Raw genomic sequence first — 1506 nt, forward strand, 5'->3', positions numbered from 1 at the left:
CTCAAGGGCGATTCACTGCGCAAGAAGCGCAGCTGTTTGACGGTGGAGGCGGCTCAGGAGTAAAACGTCGTCCTACCTCGCGACGCTACGCTCGTAGTGTCCAGATTGAGCTGGAATGACTGTCCAGTTTGCGGCGGAATGGCTGTCCAGATTCGCCGGAATCCGCAGCAAAAATGATGCGGACGGCTAAAAATGTCATACGGACAACTTAAGAAAGGCGTCGCCATGCATATCGCCCACATCCGCCCCATTGCCGTACGAGCAAAGTCCGATCAGCCCAATAGCTGTGAAGTCGACGTTCAGATTGAGTGGTTTCGCAGCATGGCGAGTGAGCTGGCAAATGACACGCTTCATAGCATGGTGAGTGTGCCTTTGTTGACTGAGCCAGGGGTAACGGCTGAGCAGATTGCTACGGAGGGTCTTCGGGCTTTTCATGCGGCACTAGACAATACCGCGCCGTGGGATGTCTGTACGACGCTCGAGATGGAGCCTGACTCCCAGGTTCCGTGGGAGCGCCCGGCTGGGAGTCACGAGCACTAGCCGCCGCGTGAGTACCTAGCCCCCGAACTGGGGGCTCCCAAAGTGAGAGCCTGTGCGGCGCGGTCCTCGCGCACGCGTGCGTACATCTCCAGAAACTCGGTCAGCGCGGCCGAGAAAGTCGGTCAGCCGCACGCATCAGCCGGGCGTCCATGGAATAGTCGCTGTCAAATGACGGGGAATCTCACGTTACGACTGTGTCTACGTCGCGCTCTCTGGCAAGACATCGGGCCAACAGCTGCCGCCTCACGACCGGATCAGCAATCGCCGGTAGCACCAGAGCCAGGCAGAACAGGGAAATTAGCAGCCCCACCATCACTTCTCCTTTGTGTCGCCCGATGTGCATTAATGCTAATTGTATATTTCGTACTCCCATTTTGACAGGATGCCTGCAATCAAAATTGTCGACGTCATTATTCGCATCGACAGTAGACGGCACTATGTCGCCCGACCTCTCCGACGTTAGAGAAGAGTCATGCAGCATTGGCACGCTCTCCGACTTCTACGGCTGCTCGCACGGCAGGCGTCGACAGCACAGCATCCTTTAACATCCCGCCCGCGCTTTAACATTCCCGCCTGTCAGCCTCAAAGCACAAAAGCCACGTCCGGCGCGGCTTTCCGGCCTATTACTAACCTTTTAGAAAGTAATGCCATTTCATGTGATAATTTTCTTCATGAAATGCAAACGAAACTCTGACGCCCGCGGGATTGACCACCACACCCTCCAGGTCATGCGCCAGCAAGCCGTCAAGGCGATTCGAGAGGGCCAATCGGTGCAAAGCGTAGCAGCCGCCTACGGTGTCAACCCGCGCACGGTGTTTCGCTGGTTAGCAGACTTTGCCAATGGCGGCCAAAACGCCCTGCTGGCCAAGCCGATCCCGGGGCGTCCACCGAAGGTGACGGCCGATGAGATGAGCTGGCTGGCCAAGGCGGTGAAAGACAATACGCCGCAGCAGTTCAAGTTCGAGT

The 1506-nt window shown here is 57.1% G+C and carries 1 protein-coding gene; it reads left to right on the forward strand.

Translation table 11 applies throughout. The features are described from left to right. Window positions 1–1211 precede the first annotated feature (1211 nt). On the forward strand, window positions 1212–1506 hold a 295-nt coding region (locus tag QU481_RS23690; protein WP_289828410.1), incomplete at its 3' end, for a helix-turn-helix domain-containing protein.

The sequence above is a fragment of the Crenobacter oryzisoli genome (genome assembly GCF_030385785.1).
Lineage (GTDB): Bacteria > Pseudomonadota > Gammaproteobacteria > Burkholderiales > Chromobacteriaceae > Crenobacter_A > Crenobacter_A oryzisoli.